The sequence below is a fragment of the Terrisphaera buseokensis genome (assembly GCF_047521145.2).
Lineage (GTDB): Bacteria > Verrucomicrobiota > Verrucomicrobiia > Opitutales > Opitutaceae > ER46.
This window is the reverse complement of record NZ_CM134186.1, coordinates 4,822,741-4,840,601: the sequence shown is the minus strand read 5'-3', so window position 1 is coordinate 4,840,601 and position 17,861 is coordinate 4,822,741. Positions and strand designations below refer to the sequence as shown.

General features: G+C 64.7%; 11 protein-coding genes. 4 read left to right on the top strand and 7 right to left on the bottom strand.

From position 1 onward, the window contains the following. Positions 1–65 precede the first annotated feature (65 nt). Both ACLJEU_RS18180 and ACLJEU_RS18175 read left to right on the top strand, forming a co-directional pair. The gene (locus ACLJEU_RS18180) at positions 66–1,061 is read left to right on the top strand and encodes a zinc-binding dehydrogenase (RefSeq protein ID WP_414660091.1); all 996 of its coding nucleotides are present in this window, start codon (positions 66–68) and stop codon (positions 1,059–1,061) included. A 178-nt stretch (positions 1,062–1,239) separates the two neighbouring features. Further along, on the top strand, positions 1,240–2,313 hold the full coding sequence (locus tag ACLJEU_RS18175) for a mannose-1-phosphate guanylyltransferase (RefSeq protein WP_414660092.1): 1,074 nt from the start codon (positions 1,240–1,242) through the stop codon (positions 2,311–2,313). 49 nt (positions 2,314–2,362) lie between these two features. Here ACLJEU_RS18175 and ACLJEU_RS18170 read toward each other — a convergent pair whose 3' ends face one another. From ACLJEU_RS18170 to ACLJEU_RS18160, 3 genes are all read right to left on the bottom strand, one after another. Continuing rightward, positions 2,363–3,379, bottom strand: coding sequence for an L-threonylcarbamoyladenylate synthase (locus tag ACLJEU_RS18170; RefSeq protein WP_414660093.1), 1,017 nt, complete (start codon positions 3,377–3,379; stop codon positions 2,363–2,365). 305 nt (positions 3,380–3,684) lie between these two features. Then, positions 3,685–5,502 (bottom strand): translational GTPase TypA, encoded by a 1,818-nt coding sequence (typA, locus tag ACLJEU_RS18165; RefSeq protein ID WP_414660094.1) that lies wholly within the window; start codon positions 5,500–5,502, stop codon positions 3,685–3,687. A 274-nt stretch (positions 5,503–5,776) separates the two neighbouring features. Beyond that, on the bottom strand, positions 5,777–6,691 hold the full coding sequence (locus ACLJEU_RS18160) for an alpha/beta hydrolase (RefSeq protein WP_414660095.1): 915 nt from the start codon (positions 6,689–6,691) through the stop codon (positions 5,777–5,779). 1,308 nt (positions 6,692–7,999) lie between these two features. Here ACLJEU_RS18160 and hrpB point away from each other — a divergent pair. Next, positions 8,000–10,603 (top strand): ATP-dependent helicase HrpB, encoded by a 2,604-nt coding sequence (hrpB, locus tag ACLJEU_RS18155; RefSeq protein WP_414660096.1) that lies wholly within the window; start codon positions 8,000–8,002, stop codon positions 10,601–10,603. A 12-nt stretch (positions 10,604–10,615) separates the two neighbouring features. Here hrpB and ACLJEU_RS18150 read toward each other — a convergent pair whose 3' ends face one another. Beyond that, positions 10,616–12,241, bottom strand: coding sequence for a peptide ABC transporter substrate-binding protein (locus ACLJEU_RS18150; RefSeq protein WP_414660097.1), 1,626 nt, complete (start codon positions 12,239–12,241; stop codon positions 10,616–10,618). Between the two features lie 7 nt (positions 12,242–12,248). Next, on the bottom strand, positions 12,249–13,868 hold the full coding sequence (locus ACLJEU_RS18145; protein ID WP_414660098.1) for a peptide ABC transporter substrate-binding protein: 1,620 nt from the start codon (positions 13,866–13,868) through the stop codon (positions 12,249–12,251). Between the two features lie 215 nt (positions 13,869–14,083). On the opposite strand from ACLJEU_RS18145, the gene ACLJEU_RS18140 reads away from it, so the two are divergent. Further along, positions 14,084–15,541 carry a Gfo/Idh/MocA family protein gene (locus ACLJEU_RS18140; protein ID WP_414660099.1) on the top strand — a complete coding sequence of 486 codons (1,458 nt, stop codon included), beginning with the start codon at positions 14,084–14,086 and terminating at the stop codon, positions 15,539–15,541. A 140-nt stretch (positions 15,542–15,681) separates the two neighbouring features. Here ACLJEU_RS18140 and ACLJEU_RS18135 read toward each other — a convergent pair whose 3' ends face one another. Then, complete coding sequence (locus ACLJEU_RS18135) at positions 15,682–16,422, bottom strand: class I SAM-dependent methyltransferase (RefSeq protein ID WP_414660100.1); 741 nt, start codon at positions 16,420–16,422, stop codon at positions 15,682–15,684. 235 nt (positions 16,423–16,657) lie between these two features. After that, positions 16,658–17,860 (bottom strand): hypothetical protein, encoded by a 1,203-nt coding sequence (locus tag ACLJEU_RS18130; RefSeq protein WP_414660101.1) that lies wholly within the window; start codon positions 17,858–17,860, stop codon positions 16,658–16,660. Between the last annotated feature and the right edge of the window lies 1 nt (position 17,861).

Below are 17,861 nucleotides of genomic sequence, written 5' to 3'. Positions count from 1 at the left end.
CAGGAGAACGCGGTCACCGGCGGCACCCTTGCTCCGTGGGCGGTTTCGCGTTTGGTGAAGGCCTCATGCGCGCCGTTCAATTTCCCGCTCTGAATCAATGGTCAGTTGTGGACGTGCCGGATCCGACGCCTGCGCCGGGGGAAGTGATCGTGGCGTTGCGCGCCGCCGCGCTGAATCACCGCGATGTCTGGATCAAGGCGGGCCAGTATGCCGGGGTGACGTTTCCGTGCATTCCTGGATCGGACGGTGCCGGTGAAGTGATTGCAGTCGGCGACACGGTCGATCCCGCGTGGCTGGGCCGGGAGGTGGTGATCTATCCCGCGCTCGGCTGGGGCGAACGCGAGCAGGCGCAGGGCCCGCAGTTCACGATCCTGGGGCTGCCGCGCGCGGGTACGCTCGCGGAGAAGATAGCCATTCCGGCCGCGCAGCTGGCGCCCAAGCCGGCGCATCTATCGTGGGCAGAGGCGGCCGCGCTGCCGCTGGCAGGACTGACGGCGTTTCGCTCCGTGTTTTCGCGGGCGAACCTGCAGCCCGGCGAACGCATCCTGATCAGCGGCATCGGCGGCGGAGTGGCATTGTTTGCCCTGCAGTTTGCCGTCGCAGCGATAGCAGAGGTGTGGGTCACCTCGAGTTCGCCGGAGAAGATCGCGCGCGCCGTCGCGCTCGGGGCGAAGGGTGGTTTCGATTATCGCGATCCCGCCTGGGCGACGGCGGCCTTGAAGGCGGCTGGACCATTCGACGTCGTCGTCGATAGCGCCGGCGGCGAAGGGTTTTCCCGCTTGATCGACGTGACGGCTTCCGGCGGCCGCGTGGTGTTTTTCGGCGCGACGCGCGGTGACGCCGCGTTGCCCGTGCGCAAGATTTACTGGCGGCAGATTTCGCTGCTCGGCTCCACCATGGGGTCGCCGGCGGACTGGGCGGCGATGACCAAGTTCGTGACCACGCACCGGATACGCCCCGTGATCAGCGAAGTCCTGCCGCTCGCTCGCGCCGGCGAGGCCTTCGCGCGGATGGAACGCGGGGAGCAGTTTGGTAAGATCGTTCTGACCATCAGGGGCTGACGTCCAGCGCGGGAGGTTTCGGGCTCGGGGCAGGGCGGGGTGGTCCGATGATTCTCTCGCGGCAGACCGGAGGTTTCCCGGGTTTGGTTTCGGGAATCCGCGGGGTGGTCTGGGTATTAACCGGCCCTGAAGGATTTGCGCTTGGCGAGCCAATGATTGGCGGGAGAAACTCAGGCGAATGAACGACAATTCCCGTTTTTACGCGTGCATCATGGCGGGTGGCAGTGGCGAGCGCTTCTGGCCGATGAGCCGGGCGCAGACGCCGAAGCATCTGCTGAAACTGCTTTCCGATCGCACGCTGGTGGAGGAAACGGTGCGGCGCGTCGGCCACGTGGTGCCGGCGAAGAACATCTTTGTCCTGACCAATGAAGTGCAGCTGCCGGGCACGCGGGCGGCGCTGGCCGGCTTGGTGCCGGCGGATCAGATCATTGCCGAGCCGGCGAAGCGCGACACGGCGCCGGCGGCTGCGCTGGCAACGGCGCTCGTGCGGGCCCGGGGTGGCGAGGGCGCAACGCTCGCGCTGCTGCCCGCGGATGCCTTCATTCCGGACGCGGCGACGTTTCAGGCGCAGCTGGAGGTGGCGTTGCAGCACGCCGGGCCGCGGAATTCGCTCATCACGTTCGGCATCAAACCGGATCATGCGGCCACGGGGTTTGGCTACTTGGAACTCGCGCCGGAGCGCGGCGAGACGATTGGTGGTTCGCTGCTGCGCAAAGTCGTGCGCTTCGTCGAGAAGCCCGACCGGCCCACGGCCGAGCGCTATCTCGCCGGCGGCAATCACGTGTGGAATGCCGGCATGTTCGTGTGGACCGTGAGCGCGTTTCTGGCCGAGGCCCAGGCGCACGTGCCCGAACTGGCGACGTTCATCCGCGAGTTTCCGACCGGCGATTTCAAGGCGTTCCTCGCGGACCGTTTTCCGAAGCTGCCGAAGATTTCGGTCGATTACGCGATCATGGAAAAGGCGCGCGTCGTCGAAACCGTGCTTGCGCAGTTCGGTTGGGATGATGTCGGGCTCTGGACCGCGTTGCCGAAGCATCTGAAGACCGACGCGGCGGGCAACGCGACCCGCGGCGCCGTGGTCGTCAGCGATGCGGCCAACAACATCGTCGTCAGCAACGGTCGCACGATCGCGCTGTGCGGCGTGAAGGATCTCGTGGTCGTCGAAACCGCCGATGCGATCCTCGTGTGCCACCGCGACGCCGTGCAGGACATCAAGAAGATCGTGCAACAGCTGCCGAAGGAATTGCTGTAAGGCCGGTGCTAAGTCCGCGGGCGGAATGCGATCCGACGATCGGATCGCCTTACCGCTTCGATGCCGCGCGTCGCAACCGGTCGTTGATCGCATCGGCCAGGCCACTGCCGGGCGCCAGTTCCACGTGAATCCGGGTAAACTGCTGCGCGTCGAGCGCGCGTAGTGTGCCGAACAGACGCCGGGCGGCCACGGTCGCGCGGCCCGTCGGCGTCAGGGCGAAAATGTTTTTGCCGGCGAGACCGGTCGGTCGGGCGAAGAAGAGCCACGCCTCGGTCGTATCCGTGAACGCCGCACGGCGGCGGTCGATCGCGGCATGCAATTCCACCGGCGTGCGCGGACTGTAGTGACGGCTCAACATCCCCGGCGCGAGCTGCGCCTGGGTGGCCGGAGTCGCGTGTCGCGCTCCCTCGGATACGCGACGACCGAGCGCTTTTTCCAGGGCGGCGCGGGTGATGGCGCCGGGCCGCAGCAACCGCGGTCGCTGCGGATCGCGGATGTCGACGATGGTCGATTCCACGCCGATGGCGGTCGGACCGCCGTCGAGAATGTGTCCGATCATGTCGCCGAGACCGTCGCGCACGTGCTGTGCGGTGGTCGGACTGACGTAGCCGAAGGGGTTGGCGCTCGGCGCGGCGAGCGGAATGCCGGCAAGCCGCTGCAGGCGTCGAAACAGCGCGTGACGCGGCATGCGCACGGCGACGCTCGGCAATCCGGCGGAAACGATGTCGGGCACGACGGACTTTCGCGGCAGGATCATCGTCAGTGGTCCGGGCCAGAAGGCGCGGGCGAGTGTACGGGCCGCGGCGTTGGTTTCGGCGATGGCTTTGAGTTCCCGCCAGCCGCCGACATGGACGATCAACGGATCGCTGGTCGGCCTGCCCTTTGCGACGAAGATGCGCGCGCAGGCATCGGCATCGAGCGCGTGCGCCGCCAGGCCGTAGACCGTCTCCGTCGGGACCGCGACGAGTCCGCCGCGACGCAACACCGCCGCCAGCCGGCGCAGGTTGTTCGGCGTGGCGCGATAGATGCGCGCGCGGGCGTGTGGCTTGGACTTCTTCGGACGCATGACGGGACCCGCGAGAATCCGCCGGAGCGTCGGAAGGTCAAGGGAGCGTCGAGTAGTGATTTTTACAGAGTCAACGGCCCCGTTTCGTCTGGCCGATATGGGAAGTGCGACGAACGGTAATGAACCACGAAGACACAAAGCAGAGCAGGCTTGGGTCTGGCTTTGTGCCTTTGTGTCTTCGTGGTTCAAACCTGATCGGCGCTTTGAAAACCGCTTCAGCGGAGCCGCGGCATCCCTGCGTACACAAAAAAGCCCGCCGGCGAAAAATGCCGGCGGGCTGAGAGTGAATCGGAAGCGTGGTCCGCTTAGCGCTTGGCCTGCTTCGAAGCCTTCTGGCGCTCGCCGTTGTTCAGGATCCGCTTGCGCAGACGCAGGTTTTTCGGCGTGACCTCGACGAACTCGTCGGCGGCGATGTATTCGATCGCGCGTTCGAGCGAGAGCTTGGTCGCCGGGGTGAGGCCCGACGCCACGCCTTCGCCCTGGGAGCGGAAGTTCGTGAGCTTCTTTTCGCGGACGGCGTTGCAGGCGATGTCCTCGTTACGGGGATTCTCGCCGACGATCATGCCTTCGTACACCTGCTCGCCGGGGCTCACGAAGAGCTTGCCGCGTTCCTGCACCATGACGAGCGCATACGAGGTGGTCTCGCCGGCTTCCGTCGCAATCAACGTGCCGGTGATGCGCGTGAGCACTTCGCCCGCGTAGGGACCGTATTCCTTGAACAAGTGGCTCAGCACGCCGCGACCGCTGGTCGCGTTGACGACGTCGATTTCCATGCCGATGAGACCGCGGGTCGTGATCGTCGCTTCGATCATGGTGGAGTGCGGGTGCTTCTCCATGTTCGTGAGCTGGCCCTTGCGGTTGGCGAGGTTCTGCATGATCGAGCCGACGCACTCGTCCGGCACTTCGATCCAGACCGTCTCGTAGGGCTCGAGGCGTTTGCCGTCGACGACCTTCTCGATCACGGTCGGGCGGGAAACGAGGAGCTCGAAGCCTTCACGGCGCATCGTCTCGACGAGCACGGCCACCTGCATGGCGCCGCGGGCCTTGACGTTGAACACGCCGGCCTTGTCGGAGTCCTCGATGTTGATCGAGACGTTGGTCTTCAGTTCGCGCATCAGGCGCTCGCGCAGCTGACGGGAGGTGACGAGCTTGCCTTCCTGACCGACGAGCGGGCCGTCGTTGACGCAAAACTGCATCTCGAGGGTCGGCGGATCGATCTGGGTGAAGGGCAGGGCGTGGCCGGCTTCGTCGGCCGTCAGAGTGTCGCCGATGTCGATATCGTCGAAGCCCGAAATGCCCACGATGTTGCCGGCGACGGCGCTGTCGGTTTCGCGCGTGCCGAGGCCGGTGAATTCGAAAACCTTGGTGATCTTGGCGCGGATGCGTTTGCCGTCGGAGTGACGGATGACGAAGACGGCCTCACCGATCTTGGCGCTGCCGCCGAGGATCTTGCCGACCGCGATACGGCCGACGTAGTCGCTCCAGTCGATGTTCGACACCAGCATGTGGAACGGCTCGTTCGGCTTGGCGAACGGCGGCGGGACGTGGTCGAGGATCGTCTGGAAGAGCGGCGACATGTCCTTCTTTTCCTCGCCGAGGTGGTACATCATGTAGCCGTCGCGGCCGGAGCCGTACACCACGGGGGCATCGAACTGCTCCTCGGTGGCGTTGAGCTCCATCAGGAGTTCCAGCACCTTGTCGTACATCTTCGCGGGCTCGGCGTTGTCGCGGTCGATCTTGTTGATGACGATGACGACCTTGAGGCCGTGGTTCAGCGCCTTGCGCAATACGAAGCGGGTCTGGGCCTGGGGACCGTCGTACGCATCGATGACCAGGAGCACGCCGTCGACCATGCGCAGCGCGCGCTCGACTTCGCCGCCGAAGTCCGCGTGGCCGGGGGTGTCGACAATGTTGACGATCTTGTCCTTCCAGTGGACCGACGTGTTCTTCGCCTTGATCGTGATGCCCTTCTCCTTTTCGAGGTCCATGGAGTCCATGGCACGCTCCTCGACTTGCTGATTGGCGCGGAAGACGCCGCCTTCCTTGAGAAGCTTGTCGACCAGGGTGGTTTTCCCATGGTCAACGTGGGCGATGATGGCGATGTTACGGATGCTCTGGTTCATTGGCGGACGCGGTCGGATGTTGGAAAAAGAGGTCCAACGTGCGCGGCGCGCCCCCTGAAGGCAAGGCCGAAGGCGGGTGGTAAGCAATCCGGCGTGCGCGTTCCCTTTTCAGCCGTGCAGCGACCGTGGACCAAGGGCTCCCGCACGGCTAGAATGCCGCAGGAATCACACCCTGTAACCGGGGCAATAAATTCAAAAGCCAGGAAGCCAAGAGACATCCTGGTTTCCTGGCTTCTGAATTCATCCTGCTCTGCGTGCCCGCGGCGAAGACCCGTTAGTTCGTGAACTTCCGTTCCTTGAACCAGTGCAACAACTGATCGGCCCACGGCGGGGCGGTGCGGGTGGCGTTGCCGAAGCCGAGACCGTGCGGGCCCTTTTCGTAGATATGAAGTGAGAACGGCACGCCGGCGCGGCGCAGGGCCGAGGCGAAGAGCAGGGCGTTTTCAACCGGGACCGTCTTGTCTTCCACGGTGTGCCAGACGAAGCACGGCGGCGTCTCCTTGGTGACCTGCAATTCGTTCGAAAGGGACTTCACCAGTTCGGGCGAAGGATTCTCGCCGAGCAAATTCTTGCGCGAGCCGGCATGGGCAAACTCGCCAAACGAAATCACCGGGTAGCAGAGGATGCCGAGGTCCGGGCGCGAACTCTCGCGTTCCACGGCATCGGAGGCGTCGGGTTTGCCGGCGTCGAAATGCGTGACGAGCGTGGACGCGAGATGACCGCCGGCCGAGGAGCCGATGACGCCGATGCGCGTGGGATCGAGGCCGTCGCGTTTGGCAAAGGAGCGGATCAGGCGCAGGGCGCGCGCGGCGTCGTTGAGCATCGTCGGATGCCGGTAGCCGTTGGAGCCGAGCCGGTACTTGAGAACGTAAGCCGTGATGCCGTGGGCCGCGAAGAATTCCGCGTAGCCCTTGCCCTCGTGTTCGGCGAGGTTGCCGTAGCCGCCGCCGGGGAGAATCAACATCGATGCGCCGTTCTTCTTCGCGGCGTCGGGATAGTACGGCGTGAGCGTGGGCGTGTCCTGGGGCCGTTCGCCCTTTGCGTCGGGTGCGGCGCCTTCCCAAAGCCGGATGGGGCCGAGAATGAGCGGGTAGGGCACGGGTGCGGGCGATTTTTCCGCGGCGAGCGTTTTCAGGGCGGTCGTCGCCAGGCATGCGACGACAAAGACAGTCAGGAGGGAACGGGGCATGGGAAAGGAATGAAGCCGATACGAATGCGGCGACAAGCCGTTAAGCGCCAGGGTGCCAAGACGCGAAGGCAACGCGACGCCCATGCATCTGCGCTCGCGGTCTTCGCGTTGCCTTTGCGCCTTGGCATCTTCGCGCTTAATACCAATCGCTCCTGCGTTTGGACTTCTGGATCGATCGTGGGTAAGAGCGATTGGTATAACTCGCCGGCACGAAAAACAAAAAGGCCCCGGAAGCTTTGCAGCTTCCGAGGCCAATTTGTGGGAGTGGGCGTTCGCCACGCGCTCTTTCCCGGTGGCACACGCTTGGGCGCGCTCGCTTTCGCGGGCGGTGTGCTTCCCGACGCCACTCTCCGCGGCATGCGGATGTTTCGGTCTCATGGCGGGACCGTCCTGACCGTTGCCGGTCGGGATTTGTCGAGTGAGGCCTCTTCGCCCGGTTCGGACGCTCCCTGCCGGGAGCGGCGCGCCGGACGTGGTGCTGACACGCCTGCAATTTTCATTGTCTCGCGTCGGCACCCTTACCACGGGGACGGCGCCAGCTTTTGGCCGGCCGTTGGCCCCGCGTTACGGGTCTGACCTCTTACCTCTCAGGTTGCATTTCGCTTTTGCAGCGGGGTGATCCCGCTTTACGGGACCGCCCCAAATGAGGAGGTTCACGAACTTTGCCTAGGTTCGTTCTCTCCCCGCGGTCGTGACTCCTTTGCGCGCCCGGCTCGTGCGGCGAGCTGGGCCTTTTGACGGGGTCGTCCCGTCGGAGCCGCGACTGCGTTCTGGTCTGCGCAGTAGCAACCAAAACCCTCTGGGGTAACTGCGTCGGCGCACGGGTCGAAACGTCCCGTGGGCCTGACTCCACTCGGCGTGGTTTCTGATCACGCTTCATGGCTCAGTTCCTGATTCGTGTGTGAACTGACCGGACACGACTCCGGCCAGAGGAACTGGTGATATATGCCTCTCAACTGGCTTTCGCCGCTGGAGGGGAGGGCGGCACCAGCTGCCGCCACCCATTCCCCGGTCGCCCGGGATTATCCCAGTCGTGCTCTCAGCGACGTCTTTCAGGCCGCTGCGCTTCGACTGTTCTATCAAGGAACGAGACAGACAGTGCGACTCTCCCGCGCGATCTGAAGCCTTTGTTCTCCACAACTTCTTCACCGGCGGGATCGGTGAATAACTTGGGAGCAACGTTGGTCACCGGTTATTCACCGGCTTCGGAGATCGGACAGAATGAACAAAATTGACAGAATCGGTGCGCGATGGGTTTTTGCCCGGTCCATTCTGTCCCTTCTGTTCATTCTGTCTAAAAACTGAATCGTGCCGCCGCGCGCCCTTCCGATCTACGAACTCGAATCCGCCGTGGTCGCTTCACTGCGCTCGCAGGGACGGTTGATCGTGCAGGCGCCGACGGGCTCGGGCAAATCGACCCAGATTCCGCAGATGCTGTTGCACCACGGACTCCTCGAGGGACCGGCGCGGCGCGGTGAAGTCGTCGTCCTGCAACCGCGCCGCCTGGCCGCGCGCATGCTGGCGAAGCGCGTAGCGGAGGAGGTCGGCACCGCGCTCGGCGATGTTGTCGGCTACCAGATCCGGCTCGAGTCGCGGGTCAGCGAACGCACCCGCATCCGTTTCGTCACCGAGGGAATTCTCCTGCGGCAGATGTCGTTCGATGCGACGCTCCGCGGCGTGACGGCGCTGGTGTTCGATGAGTTTCACGAGCGGCACCTGTACGGGGACATCTCGCTCGCGCGCGCACTGCAGATTCAACAGAGCACGCGGCCGGACCTGAAGATCATCGTGATGTCGGCCACGCTCGATGCCGGCGTGCTCAAGACCTACCTCGCGCCGTGCGACGTATTGGTTTCCCAAGGACGCAGCTTTCCCGTGCGGATCGAATACCTGCCGAAGACGGCGAACTTCGACCAGGAGCCGGTGTGGGAGGTCGCGGTGCGGGAATGTGAGCGCGTCGCGGCGAGTACCAGCGGCGACCAGCTCGTCTTCATGCCCGGCGCCTACGAAATCAATCGCACCGTGCAGGCCCTGGAGGGATCGCGCGCGCTGCGGGATTTCGTGGTGTTTCCCCTGCACGGCGAGCTGCCGCCGGAGCAGCAGGACCGGGCCGTGGCCCGCTACGAGACGCGGAAGATCATCGTGTCGACGAATGTCGCCGAAACCTCGCTCACCATCGATGGCGTGACGGCGGTCATCGACTGCGGTCTGGCCCGCGTGGCGCGTTTCGATCCGCATCGCGGGATCAACACGCTGCTGATCGAAAAGATTTCCGCCGCGAGCGCCGACCAGCGCGCCGGCCGCGCCGGGCGCACCGCGCCGGGCGTGTGCGTGCGGCTGTGGACGGAACGCGAGCACGGGCTGCGCGCGCCCCAGGAGCTGCCCGAGGTGAAGCGACTCGATCTGTCCGAGGTGGTGCTGACGCTCAAGGCGAGCGGCATCGACGACATTGCGAACTTCCCCTGGCTCGAGAAGCCGGATCCGAAGGCGCTTGAGCGTGCGGAGACGCTGCTCAGCGACCTCGGCGCCATCGGGAGCGCGGGCGTCCCGCCTGTATTTTCCGCGGAAGCCGGCGGGAAGCCGGCGCTCCCGGGGAGAATCACCGAGGTCGGGCGCAAGATGCTGCGCTTTCCCGTGCACCCGCGTTATGCGCGGATGTTTCTCGCGGCGCAGGAACGCGGGTGCGTGCGGCCCGTCGCGTTGATGGCGGCGCTCACGCAAGGGAGGAATTTCCTGCTGCGCGGCGTGGACAAGCGCACCGAGGAGGCGCGCGAGGAAATCCTCGGCGAGGAGCACGAGAGCGATTTCTTCCTGCTGATGCGCGCGTGGCGCTATGCCGATCAGGCGAACTACGGGCTCGAGGCGTGCCGGCGTCTCGGGATCCACGCCCAGGGCGCACGCCAGGTCGGGCCGTTGTTCGAACAGTTTCTCGAAATTGCGGCCAAGGAGGGGCTCGATGTCGCCGAAAAACGCGTCGACAGCGCCGCAGTCCGCAAGTGCGTCCTCGCCGGCTTTTCCGATCAGCTCGCGCGCCGGCTCGATGCCGGGACGTTGCGTTGCGAACTCGTGCACCGCCGCCGCGGCGTGCTCGCGCGGGAGAGCGCGATCCAGAAATCCACCCTCCTCGTGGCGGCGGAAATCAGCGAGATCGGCCGCGGTGACGGCGAAGTGAATACGTTGCTCACGCTCGCGACAGTCATCGATGAAGCGTGGTTGAAGGAAATTTTTCCCGACGACTATTACGAGACGCGCGGAGTCGTGTACGACGAGGCGGCCAAGCGGGTGATGTCGCGCCGTGAGCGGCGTTTTCGCGACCTAGTCCTCGAATCGAAAGCCAGTCCCGATGACGCGCCGCTTGACGCTGCCGCCTCGATCCTGACGAAGGAGGTCCTGGCCGGACGGTTGAAACTCGAGGCCTGGGATGAAACCGTGGAACAGTGGATCACGCGCGTGAACCGGCTCGCCGAATGGTTTCCCGAGCTGGAGGTGAATCCGATCACCGAAGCCGATCGCGCGACGCTGGTGGAGCAGATCTGTTACGGCGAACTGGGGTATCGGGGAATCAAGGACAAGCCGGTGATGCCCGTCCTGCGCGACTGGCTCACGGCGGAGCAGTTTGCCGTGCTCGACGATTACCTGCCCGAGCGACTCACCATGGGCAATGGCCGCCGGTCGCGGTTGACCTACCACAAGGAAGGCCCGCCCGTATTGAGCGCGCGGATTCAGGAACTGTACGGCATCGACGGCAGGTTTGCGGTCGGGCACGGACGCGTGCCGGTGAAGATCGAAGTGCTCGCGCCCAATCAGCGGCCGATTCAGGTCACCGACGACCTCACGAATTTCTGGCGGGAGCAGTACCCGAAGGTGAAGGCGGAACTTTCTCGACGCTATCCGCGCCACGAGTGGCGCTAAGGCCGTGGCCGGTCACTCCAGCCGGACCTCGCGCCAGTCCGTGATCAGCAGGCTGTTGGGTGTAACCCCTTTTACGGACGGACGCATCAGGTAGACGCGGTCGTTGTGGAACAGCGGGATGTACGGCATCGAGTCGGCGAGCGCCGACTCCATCGTCGCGAAGTGATGGAAACGCTCCGTATCGGATTTGGCGGTACGCAGTTCCTCCAGCGCCTGCTCGAACCGCGCGTCGGACCAGCCCGCGAAATTGCCGATGTTGCCCTTCGACGCCTTGGCGACGAGCGGCTCGCTCGGATCGTCGACGGAATAATAGTATCCGACGATGGCGGCGTCAAACTGATGAGCCTCGAGCGAGGCCACGATCGTCTTGAATTCCATGCGCGCAATCGTGATTTCGATGCCGAGATTTTTCTTCCACATCTGCTGCATGACCTCGGCGAGCGCGGCGTAGTCGGAGCCGGCGCTGTTGACCCGAAGCTCCACCGCAGGAAAGCCCCTTCCGTCGGGATAGCCGGCCTCGGCGAGGAGCCTGCGAGCGGCGGCGGGATCGGATGCCGGCCACGGCGGAGGATCGAATCCTCCGGTGCCCGGTCGGATAAACGAGCGCGCGGGGAGCGAACGACCGCTGAACGCCGCATCCGTGGCGCTGCGGGTATCCAGCGCGAGGGCGAGGGCGCGGCGCACCCGCACGTCGTCAAACGGGCGCCGACCGCAGTTCAGCGCGATCATGTGAGTATGAAGGATCGGGGAACGCTGAAACTCGGCGGCTTGATTCTGGCGGTAGCCCGCGATCTTGGTCGGCGGAATGGTCCAGGTGAGGTGCAACTGGCCGGTGCGGTACATCCGCTCCTCGGCGGCGAGGTCCTCGACGACCTGGAAGCGGATTTCCGGCAGCCGCACGCGGCTCGCGGCCCAGTAGTGCGCGTTCGGGATCATCGTCACGTGCTGATTCGCTTTCCACTCCTTCAGGACAAACGGCCCGTTGCCCACCAGTGAACCGGGTCGAGCCCAGCGGTTCTGGCGGTCCGTCAGTCCTCCCTGTTTTTCGACCGCGCCGCGGTGCACCGGCATGCCAAGGGGAGTAGCCGTCGAAACGGTCGTCAGAAAGAACGGTGAGCGAGTGCGCAGCCGGTACTCGAGGGTGTGGGCGTCGATCACCCGGATGCCAACCGTGCTGAAGTCCTTGCTTCGACCTTCGAGGAAATCGAGGGCGCCGACGATTGGTTCAACGGTCGACGAGGAAGTGAATCCGAGAGCGGGGTTCAGCATCCGCTCCATGGAGAATTTGAAGTCGTCGGCCGTCAGCGGGTCGCTGTTCGACCACTTCGCGTCGTGACGGAGGTGGAAGGTGTAGATCAGGCCGTCGGGAGAAATATCCCAACGTTCGGCCACCCCCGGTTGAATGGTGATGCCATCCCCGGCGAGATGCGTGAGTCCCTCGAAAAGCGGACAGAGCACCTGCCATTCGAGCATCATCGTAAAAAGATGCGGATCGAGCGTTGCAGGGTCGCCGAGAAGGCTGACGTTGATGGCTTGTGCCGGGGCTCGGCCTGGCCCCGCGGAATCGCGGCGGCTGCAGGCGGGGAGCAACGCGGTGGCGGCGATGATCAGCGCGAGGCGAAGGGGAAATGAGTTCATTGCAGCGTCACTCGAGCCACAGCTCCCGCCAGTCGATGATGGCGAACCGATTTCCCTTCCAGCCCTTCACGGTCGGATGCATCAGGTGCACGCGATCGAGGTAGTACAGCGGGATGTAGGGTGCTTCCTGGGCAATGAGCTGTTCGGCCTCCGTGAAGATCGCGATGCGCTCGGCGTCGGAGCGGACCTGTTCCAGACGCGCCAGCAGTGCGTCGAAGCGCGGCTCGCTCCAGCCGGAGTGGTTTCCGTGATAACCCGACTTGCCCCGCATCAGCGGATCGATCGGGTCGTCGAGCGCGTAAAAGTGTCCCATCGCGCAGAGGTCGAAATCGTGCGCCTGCAGCGAGGCGAGCATCACCTTGGCCTCCATGGGCGCGATCTCCACGTCGATGCCCAGCGCCAGCTTCCACATCTGTTGCAACGTCTGCGCGGTCGCGAGCGCGTCCGACGAATCCGTGCCGATCGACATTCGCACCTTGGGAAACCCCTTGCCCTGGGCAAACCCCGCCTTGGCCAACAGCCGCTGGGCCTCTGTCACGTCCACTCCGGGCATCGCCGGAGGGGAGAAGTTTCCGGTCCTTGGACGGGTCAGGGAATGGGCGGTTTCCGAGCGACCCCGGGTGGCGGTCGTCGTCACGACCTTGCGGTCGATCGCGCGGGCGAATGCCCGGCGAACATCCGGGTTCGAGAAAGGGGCGCGAGAACAGTTCAGCACGATCATCGACGTCTCCAGGATCGGGGCGCGCTGCAGCTCCGTCGAACGCTCCCGCTGGTACGTGTCGAACTTGGAGATCGGGATGTCCCACGTGACGTGGAACTGGCCGGCGCGGTAGGCCTGCTCCTCGGCGGCGCTGTTGGAGATGGGGTAAAAACGAACTTCGCGCAGGCGGACCCGCTTGGCATCCCAGTAATGCTCGTTGCGCACGACGCTGATGTGCTGGTTCTGACGCCATTCTTTCAGGACGAAAGGGCCGTTGCCAATCAAGCGGCCTGGCGCGGTCCACTTGCCGTCACGCCGTTCCATTCCGCCGTGTTCCGTGACCGAAGGAATGTGAACGGGCATGCCCCACGCTGCGCTGTTGCTCACGCTGACCAGAAAGTACGGCGCGCGATACAGGAGCCGGAATTCCAGCGTGAAGTCATCGAGCGCCTTCACGCCGACCGAGTTGAAATCCTGGGATCGGCCCGCGTAGTATTCCTTCGCTCCCACGACGCAGTCGATGATCGCCGGACTCATCTGCGCGACCTTCGGGTCGAGCATGCGGCGATAGGACGCGATCAAGTCGCGGGTGATAAGCGGATCGCCGTTGGACCATTTGGCATTCTTCCGCAGGTGAAACGTGTAGGTCAGGCCGTCGGCCGCGATGTCCCAGCGTTCGGCGATTCCGGGCAGGATCGTCACGCCGTCGTTGGCGATGTTGGTGAGGCCTTCGAAGAGCGCGGTCAGCACCTCCCATTCCGCCATCATCGTGTTGATCTGCGGATCGAGCGAGGCGGGCTCTTCCGCGTTCCCAAGATGGAGCGTTTGCGTGGCGAGCGAGCCGGCGACGATGGTCTGGCGTTTGCCGCAGCCGGACGCGACCAGGAGCCACGCCAAGGCAATGCCGCCGGTGAGGAAGCGAATCATGGGGAAAGCGTGAAGTTGAAGCCGTCGCTGGGAAGGACGGAGCGGGACGTCGCGAGCTAAGACTGCACGGCAGGACGTGCAACAGCGGAGTCGTGCGGGAGCCTCTCGTCGGACGCTTGCGTTTTTCGTCCCGTGTTGCGTTCCTCGACGCGAAACTCCCCCCGGCCGTCCGGTGTCGGTCGCGCCGCCCTGTCACGCGCAGCAGTCCTCCCCCAATGAACCTCCTCACCCGTCGCTCGTTCATCCGCAACTCCACGCTCGCCGCGGGCGCCTTCGCCCTCGTCAGCGGGACCCGCTCCTCCGCCAAGGTCATTGGCGCCAACGATCGCCTCCGCATCGCCGTCGCCGGCTGCAATGGCCGCGGCAAGAGTCACATCGCCGGCTGGCTCGAGCAGCCCAACGTCGAGATCGCGTATCTGGTCGACCCGGACAAGAAGGTGCTCGAGCGCTCGCTGCAGGCGCTCGCGGAGAAGACGAAGGGCAAGTATACGACGAAGGGCGTGAGCGACATCCGGCGCGCGCTCGAGGATCCAACGGTCGATGCGATTTCCATCGCGGCGCCGAATCACTGGCACTCGTTGATGACGATCTGGGGCGCGCAGGCCGGCAAGCACGTCTACGTGGAGAAGCCGATGAGCCACGATGTCGCCGAGGGCCGCATCGTGGTCGAGGCGCAAAAGAAGTACGGCGTGGTGATCCAGCATGGCACGCAGCGTCGCAGCGACGAGAAGCTCGCGGGCCTGCACGAGGCGATTCAGGCCGGCAAGTTCGGCAAGCTGAAGATTTCCTACGGCTATTGCTGCAAGCCCCGCGCGAGCATCGGCATGAAGGCCGTGTCGGCGCCGCCCAGCCACCTCGACTGGAATCTCTGGCGCGGCCCCGCGAAGATTTCCCAGTACCACGAGAACCTTGTGCACTACAACTGGCACTGGTTCTGGGCGACCGGCAACGGCGACATGAATAACCAAGGCACGCACCAGCTCGATGTGGCGCGCTGGGCGCTCGAGCCGCAGCTGACGCATCCCGTGCGCGTGATGGCCATGGGCGGGCGCTTCCAGTGGAATGACCAGGGCGAGACGCCGAACACGATGTTCGGCATCGGCGAGTATCCCAATGGCCAGTACGCGTTCTTCAATGTCCGCAACGTGAATTACAAGGGCTACGTCCACCAAGTGGAGAACGAGTACTACTTCGAGGACGGCGGGAAGATCGTGAAGGGACTTTACTATGGGAAGGGCAAGAACACCGGCGAGAAGGTGTCGGTCCCGCCCGGCAAGGTTACCCCGGGCGGCAACTGGGCCTCATTCATCGCCGCCTGCCGCGCGGGCAAGCCCGAGATGGCCAACGGCAACGCACTCGAGGCGCACAACGGCAGCGTGCTCGGGCACCTGATGAATAATTCCTACCGCCTTGGCCAGAAGGTGCCGTTCAACGCGAAGGCCGGCCGCTTCGGGGACAACAAGGACGCGCACGATCACTTCATGAAGCTGCACGAGATGATGCGCGATGGCGTCGGTGTGCCGGAGAACGGCGCCGAGTATGTCGTCGGCCCGTGGCTGACTTTCGATCCCAAGACCGAGACGCACACCGGCGCATTTGCCAAAGAGGCCAACGCGCTGCTGAAGGATCCCAACAGCCCGGGCTTCGAAGTCCCCTCGGTGGGCAAAGTCTAAGTGTAGCCGGACGGTGCACCGCGGGGCACGAGGGCGGCGAGAGTGAGCGAGTCGACCCGATCGACTCACTCGCTCACGCTCGAGGCTACGGACTGCAAAGCCTGGTGCTTCCCGCGTTGCCGGCGGTGCGTTTTCGCCGCTTAAGGCGCGGCGCGGGTGCCGCCGCGCTTCTCGGCAATGAATGTCACCCACGGGCTCAACGAAGGCAGACGTTGCAGCCCGCAGGCTTTTTCTATTCCGGTGAAAACGGGAACCAGCGGGGAATTGCTGAACGAGGGAATCGGGAACCAGCAGAGCCCGCGCTCCTCGACGAAATCGAAACCCTCCGTGCGTGCGCGGTGCCGCCATGATCCGTAGCTTTGGACGTAGCAGTCCTGGCCGCCAAAGGCCTTGTCCATGGCGTAGCGGTAGTAGCCGCGCGGGGAGAAGCGGTTGAAGAACGCGCCTGAAAAAAGCCCGCCGGGCTTGAGCACGCGCTTCACTTCGCCCAGAAACCAATCGCTCTCGAGCATGCGATAGACGCCGATGCAGAGGACGAGTCCGACTTCGCCGTCGCCGGCGGGGAGCCTCCGGAGATTCCGATCTGCGAGGATGCACTGCGCTTTCGGATTGGCCGCCTGGGCCCGTCCCAACGACGAGGCGTCGATGTCGACACAGGTGGCCTGCCAGCCCCGATCCATGAAGAAGCGCGTCCATCGCCCCGGACCGCAGCCGAAGTCGATTAGCAGCGAAGGCCGGCCGGCGCGGTCATGCGCCAGTTGCATGACGCCCCGTTGATGGTCCGTCATGTAGCGCTGGAAGCGGCCCTCGAGGGCAATCTCCCAGGCGGTCAAATCTTTTGGCTGCGCGGAGGACGCTGAGCTCGGGGTGGGTGCATTCATGGGCCGGAGGGTAAAATAGGCTGACGGCGGGAGGCGTCAAACGATGCGAGGACGGCTGCGTAGAATCCGACCTGCAGGGAAAGTGCTGGACAGATTCCCGAAATTCTCAGGCAGGCGCGGAAAGAACGGGGCAAGGAGGGAGTGGGGCTGAGAGGGCGACTCGGAGTGCGGATGTCGACCGGCGCATCCTCCTGCAATGCGCACCCGCAGCTACCGTGCAGCGTTGGGGCTTGGTTCAGAAACGCAGATTGAACTGCGTCGCGTAATTCATCTGCAGGCGGTCCGTCTGTCCCGCCTCGTGTTGACCGCTCGCCTGGAACTTGAGCTCGAGCCGCGAGGTGAACCGGTATCCGGTCGAGGCGTCGATCCGCCACAGGCTGCGGCCCCAGCGCAGGCGAGCGCCGCGGCCGTCATCGATTTCTGAATACCCCTGGCGGTTCCACCGCAGCGCCCCGAACAGCTGGGGTGTGAACTTGTACTTGGCTTCCACGTACCCCGCGATCGTTTCCACCGTGCCGATCAGCGGGACGTCGAAACGCGACTGGAGGATCTCCGCCCAGATCTGCAGGTGACGCCACGCGAAGCCGAAGTCTGCGCCGAGCAGCCGTTGGTGAAAGTCGTGCCGATCCGTGCCGGCGGGGAGGTGCTCCGCTTCCGGGGTGAAATAGGCGCTGTCGCTGGCGGATACGCCCACGCTCCAACGCAGATCGGGCCGATAGCCGATGCGGCCGGCGAACGCGGGGCGGCCGAAACCGAGCGCCCGGATCGACCACGCCTCCGGCCGCGACGACGGGCCCGCGTTCTTCATTTCCACGGCGAACTCGAACGGACCATGCCGCGCCGCGAGGGCGATGCCGGTGGCGTAGCTCGGTCCCCAGATGATCGGGTTGTAGTCGTACTTCTCGTCGGGATCGAACGTGGCGAAATCGACTGCCGACCGCGGTGCCTCGGCGTCGTAGATGGTCGTCTGATTCTCGTACGGCAGCGGCGCGTTGATGAATGGGTTCTCCCAGGAGTCGTGGCGGGCCATCCAGTTGCCGATCACCGTCGCGAACTGCCCCACCTGCACGTTGAATTTGCGATGGGCCCACGGAATGTACGTCACCGTATATTCGTCGAGCCGGAGCCGCAGGCGCTCGTTGCTGGGATCGAAGCCGCGGTCGGCCCGGACCTGGACAAAGCCGAGGAGCTGCGGACCGAGCTGGGCATTGAGAAAGACGGCGAGGCGTGGATTGAACAGGCGCTCGCTCGTGGTGAACAGAAGGCCGGGCGACGGCTGCTCGATCTTATAGCCTTCGAGGGTGAGCAATCCGCTCAGGCGCGCGCGGAGTGAGTCGTCCCAGGCGGAAAAAGTCAGTCTTTCCTCCATCCGGTCGAACCACTCGTCGCTGGCGTACGCCCCCGCACAGGCGGTGGCAGCCAGGATGAACGCGCTCACC

Excerpts from the sequence above, each read along its gene's own strand:
- ACLJEU_RS18135 (WP_414660100.1), bottom strand. The coding sequence starts at position 16,422 with ATGAATGCACCCACCCCGAGCTCAGCGTCCTCCGCGCAGCCAAAAGAT.
- ACLJEU_RS18170 (WP_414660093.1), bottom strand. The coding sequence starts at position 3,379 with ATGCGTCCGAAGAAGTCCAAGCCACACGCCCGCGCGCGCATCTATCGC.
- ACLJEU_RS18140 (WP_414660099.1), top strand. The coding sequence starts at position 14,084 with ATGAACCTCCTCACCCGTCGCTCGTTCATCCGCAACTCCACGCTCGCC.
- ACLJEU_RS18180 (WP_414660091.1), top strand. The coding sequence starts at position 66 with ATGCGCGCCGTTCAATTTCCCGCTCTGAATCAATGGTCAGTTGTGGAC.
- ACLJEU_RS18175 (WP_414660092.1), top strand. The coding sequence starts at position 1,240 with ATGAACGACAATTCCCGTTTTTACGCGTGCATCATGGCGGGTGGCAGT.
- typA (WP_414660094.1), bottom strand. The coding sequence starts at position 5,502 with ATGAACCAGAGCATCCGTAACATCGCCATCATCGCCCACGTTGACCAT.
- ACLJEU_RS18145 (WP_414660098.1), bottom strand. The coding sequence starts at position 13,868 with ATGATTCGCTTCCTCACCGGCGGCATTGCCTTGGCGTGGCTCCTGGTC.
- ACLJEU_RS18160 (WP_414660095.1), bottom strand. The coding sequence starts at position 6,691 with ATGCCCCGTTCCCTCCTGACTGTCTTTGTCGTCGCATGCCTGGCGACG.
- ACLJEU_RS18150 (WP_414660097.1), bottom strand. The coding sequence starts at position 12,241 with ATGAACTCATTTCCCCTTCGCCTCGCGCTGATCATCGCCGCCACCGCG.